The organism is Vibrio sp. V01_P9A10T6, assembly GCF_963877065.1.
Classification (GTDB): domain Bacteria; phylum Pseudomonadota; class Gammaproteobacteria; order Enterobacterales; family Vibrionaceae; genus Vibrio; species Vibrio anguillarum.
In genome coordinates this window covers 1-4135 of sequence record NZ_CAWNTB010000091.1, presented here as the reverse complement: position 1 = coordinate 4135, position 4135 = coordinate 1, and the positions used below count along the sequence as shown (strand labels likewise).

The following is a 4135-nucleotide window of genomic DNA, read 5'->3' as shown; positions in this document are numbered from 1 at the left end:
GGCAATACTTACCTCTATCTTTTATTTATCCTCTATCTATCTAACTTATGATAAAAATATTAATGTGAATTTTTTGTAAATAAATTGTATTTTTATTTCTGATTAAGATTTAAATTCAACAAATAAGAGTGAATATGAATAAGTAGTCGGTTATTGTGGATAATAAAAACACACATTGTTGCGGGGTTGTTTCATTAGAATAACTAATTTGAATGTGGAAAATTTGTCATTTTTTAACCAAAAAAATATCACCTAGAATTCGTTTCAACAAAGTAAGTTACCGAATTAATAGAGAGGCTATCATGGCACAAGCAATGAATATGGGTACGATTACAGCACCTACCTCTATGGATAAAAAAACCTACGCGGTTAACTTCAAAGGATTGATTGCACATTTAGTTGACATTCTGTTTGTCGACCACAGCGAACCTCGCAGCTACTATGCGAATAATTTGTCTGGTCACATGCAGAAAGATATCGGTTTATACCGTTAATTCAGTGTGTAGAGATATAAAAGCCGACTGATTAAATCGTCGGCTTTTTTGTATTTAAAATTGGTATGTTAACCGCTAGTTTCACTGATCATCGTTCCGAAAAAATGGCGCAAACCAAGTTGCGCCTTTTTTATTCGTCAATGACTCTTATTTTTTGCGACTGTATTCAGCAATGATATACATCGATTGGCCATTGGCTTTGCCAGAGATCAACTTAGGATCGTCGCTTAAACTGATGCCGCGAACCACAGTACCCTGTTTAATGACTTGGCTTGAGCCTTTGATCGGTAGATCTTTAATGATGGTCACGTCGTCTCCTTTCTTGAGTTCTACGCCATTCACATCACGAGGTTTTTCCGAATCATCATCCATACCAATTTCAGCCCATTTTGCGGCTTCTTCTTCAAGATACATCATATCAAGTAGGTCTTGAGCCCAGCTTTCAGTGGCCGAAAGACGCTTGAGTTGACGCCACGCCAGCACCTGAACGGGTTGCTCTTGGCTCCACATGCTGTCGTTCAAACAACGCCAATGGTTCATATCTACTGTTTCTGGGTTCTCAATTTGACCTTTGCAGATATCACACAACATAACGGCATGGTCAACAGTAACCATAGTGTGTGGTGCTACCACAAATGGAGCTAATGGAGATTCTGATGAACAAAGCTCACATTTTGATTGGCTGCGTTCAAGTAAAGTTGCTTCAGTAGACATAGTACCCACCTTGTAAAAATATGTAAGCGCGTATTATCCACGTTACGACTGGAATTAAAAGGGGAGATGGCAAAAAGCTTGGTATTCGTGAGGGAATTGAACTAAGTCATCTTCAATCATAAGAAAATGGGCATCGTGCTTTACGCTGTTATTGCTCAAAGGCATAATGAACGCCGTTTTTATGTTTGCGTGCAGGTATCACTGTGGAACTCCTTTCCGCTCCATTTTTAGGAAAATCACTTCGTCTCGAAGGTTCAATGTCAGGCTGGCAGCAACTCTATTGGGATAATCAACTGGTCGCGCAATGCGATGCAACAGGGGATAACGAGGCAGCAACGACCCATAGATTTCAGTTATTAAGTGGTGAAACGCCGATCCAATGTGAGCTAAATGTCGAGCTGAGTTGGCAACCTTTTAAACTGAGTTATCAGGCATTGGTGAATGGTGACATTGTCACGCAGGGCGAGCGTTCAGAAAAAGACATTGAAAAACAAACACCTTATAGCCCGCCAAAGCCGGAACGACGTTTTAGCCTTATCGGCCTAGTATCGCTTGGCATGAAAGCACTGAAAAGTGCCAAGCTGATTAAAGTCGTTTTGGCGTCAGCAAGTATCGCAGCTTATTCGTGGTTATTTTCCTTCCAGTTTGCTATGGCGCTTATTGCCTGTTTGGTGTTCCATGAATTTGGCCATATCAAAGCGATGAAGTATTTTGGTATGAAGACTAAAGGTATTTATCTCATTCCATTTCTTGGTGGCTTGGCATTAAGTGATAAAAAAATCAATACACGTTGGCAAGACGTAGTGATCTCAATTATGGGGCCATTTTTTGGTTTGCTGCTCTCGGTTGTGCTGGTTGTCGTGTATTGGATAACGGGAGAGATGTTTTTTGCCGGCCTTGCTGTTTTTAATGCCTTTCTCAATCTATTCAATCTATTGCCTATATTGCCGCTTGATGGTGGTCACGTGTTAAAAAGCATCAGCTTTTCTATGAACAGCACTTTGGGGATTGCGTTATGTGCTCTTGCGGCGATCGCTGGTGTCATTCTGAGCTATTGGCTTGGATTAACCCTGTTCGGCTTTTTATTGATTATGGGCAGCATTGAAATTGTGATGGAATGGAAGCAGCGTCATCAAAGTCATTTGCTACCTCTGAATCGATATGGACAAATTGTAGCTTCACTTTGGTATGTCGGCCTAGTGGCTGCGCTTATCGCTATTATTTGGGGTTTTGCAACGACAGGGGATGAGCTGCTACAACTGCCATTACGCATTTTAGGTACTTGAGTCGGTACGTTGACACTTGTAAGCCATGTATAAGAGCACTTTTTGTGCTCATCTTTAAGTGCTTAAATGACTTCTATGAAGAGGCTTCTTAGCACCGATAAACTGCTAATGATAACACTGCAGTTAATATTTATGAGCGATCGGATCTGTCTCGAAAATGTTTAGTTGGCTGGATCTCAATCACTGGAACTGACTGATTACTCGCTGCAAGTCATTACCTTTTAAGTATAGAATGAACCTCTTTTACGATGAATGAGACAAAAAAGCATGGATATTTGGAAGAAGCCTATCGATTTAATAACGTTAAACGCCACCTCCAAAAACACCTTGATAGAGCATCTCAATATTATTTATACCGATTATACTGATCACTCTTTGTCTGCGACCATGCCTGTTTGTCACTTTACCCACCAGCCGCTTGGTATGTTGCATGGTGGGGCCTCGGTGGTACTTGCGGAAACGTTAGGTTCAGTTGCCGCGAATTTCAGTGTGGATCAAGAACACTATTGTGTAGGGTTAGACATTAATGCTAATCATGTCCGCGCCATGAGAGAAGGGATGGTCATAGGAACGGCGACACCTATTCATCTTGGTATTTCAACACAAGTATGGCAAATCAATATCACTGATGAGCGCGAACGTTTAGTGTGCACCAGCCGTTTGACGGTCGCAGTACAAAAAATTCGTAACCGTTCTCAAGCTATCAAGGTTGATTTATAAAATGGTGATTGAATTTTCAGGTGGAAAAATCATCGTAACACCCCATGAATTAGTGGTACGAGTATTGGGTGATCTCGCCATTACGCTACAAGCCCAAGCCGATGCTGTTCAGCTTATTGGGAGAGGGGCGAATGTCATCTCTGTAAATTGCTCAGAAAGTAAATGGTCGATTAAGTTGGACAACGAAGAGCAAATTCAACAACTTTCTCAGCAACTCGGCTGTAATATTCTCTAAACAGTGATTAAGGCTATTGCATAACCAATATAAAATGAGGAAACTATCTCTGTTTTTTATAAATTGAGATTTCCTCTTTATGAGTAGCCCACGACTTCGCGTTCAATTTGAATCCTTATTTGAGCACTTTAACGGCCAAGATGTTGGTGTCCAGTTAGAAGAGATCACCGAGATCCTTTTCTGCACACGTCGTAATGCGCGTATTGTTCTAAATAAAATGGAGGATGAAGGCTGGATTGAATGGCGTCCTGCTGCGGGTCGTGGAAAATTATCCGATCTCATTTTTAAACGTAGTCGCAGTGATGTCAGTGAAAACCTTGCGCGTCGATACTTAGATGAAGGTAAAATTGGACACGCATTTTCGGTACTGGACCAAGATGCTGCGAAACTGACGCAAGTGATCCAAAGCTATCTTGGTGTTCAGCATCAAGAAGGGCTGCAAGTCATACGGCTGCCTTATTATCGCCCGCTTTCGATGCTAAACCCTCTAAAATCGATGCGTCGATCTGAGCAACATATCGTAATGCAAATTTTTAGTGGGCTAACGCGGCTAGATGAATATGAACAGCTGCAACCAGATCTCGCTCATACGTGGGAATCGGTGACAGCAACACATTGGCGTTTTTATCTTCGCCCAGGGGTTCGTTTCCACAATGGTGATTTACTTACCACCGACGGTGTTATCC

6 protein-coding genes are annotated in these 4135 nt (G+C 41.6%); 5 read left to right on the top strand and 1 reads right to left on the bottom strand.

The window, feature by feature from the left end; all coding sequences use genetic code 11:
- The first annotated feature begins 302 nt into the window (after positions 1-302).
- The gene (locus AACQ21_RS04975) at positions 303-494 is read left to right on the top strand and encodes a hypothetical protein (protein WP_017042819.1); all 192 of its coding nucleotides are present in this window, start codon (positions 303-305) and stop codon (positions 492-494) included.
- A 147-nt stretch (positions 495-641) separates the two neighbouring features.
- Here the strand turns inward: AACQ21_RS04975 and AACQ21_RS04970 are convergent, their stop codons facing one another.
- Positions 642-1208: a PhnA domain-containing protein gene (locus AACQ21_RS04970; RefSeq protein ID WP_181185600.1), complete on the bottom strand. Its 567-nt coding sequence runs from the start codon at positions 1206-1208 to the stop codon at positions 642-644.
- Positions 1209-1411: 203 nt separating this feature from the next.
- Here AACQ21_RS04970 and AACQ21_RS04965 point away from each other — a divergent pair, with 203 nt between their 5' ends.
- The 4 genes from AACQ21_RS04965 to AACQ21_RS04950 all read left to right on the top strand — a co-directional run.
- A complete protein-coding gene (locus AACQ21_RS04965; protein ID WP_105977530.1) occupies positions 1412-2494 on the top strand; it encodes a site-2 protease family protein in 1083 nt (360 codons plus the stop codon).
- A 267-nt stretch (positions 2495-2761) separates the two neighbouring features.
- Positions 2762-3214, top strand: coding sequence for a hotdog fold thioesterase (locus tag AACQ21_RS04960; RefSeq protein ID WP_010320753.1), 453 nt, complete (start codon positions 2762-2764; stop codon positions 3212-3214).
- A 1-nt stretch (position 3215) separates the two neighbouring features.
- A complete protein-coding gene (locus tag AACQ21_RS04955) occupies positions 3216-3449 on the top strand; it encodes a DUF3389 domain-containing protein (RefSeq protein ID WP_010320752.1) in 234 nt (77 codons plus the stop codon).
- Positions 3450-3528: 79 nt separating this feature from the next.
- Positions 3529-4135: SgrR family transcriptional regulator (locus tag AACQ21_RS04950; protein ID WP_181185599.1), on the top strand; the 607-nt coding region annotated here is incomplete at its 3' end.

Excerpts from the sequence above, each read along its gene's own strand:
- AACQ21_RS04975 (WP_017042819.1), top strand. The coding sequence starts at position 303 with ATGGCACAAGCAATGAATATGGGTACGATTACAGCACCTACCTCTATG.
- AACQ21_RS04970 (WP_181185600.1), bottom strand. The coding sequence starts at position 1,208 with ATGTCTACTGAAGCAACTTTACTTGAACGCAGCCAATCAAAATGTGAG.
- AACQ21_RS04960 (WP_010320753.1), top strand. The coding sequence starts at position 2,762 with ATGGATATTTGGAAGAAGCCTATCGATTTAATAACGTTAAACGCCACC.
- AACQ21_RS04955 (WP_010320752.1), top strand. The coding sequence starts at position 3,216 with ATGGTGATTGAATTTTCAGGTGGAAAAATCATCGTAACACCCCATGAA.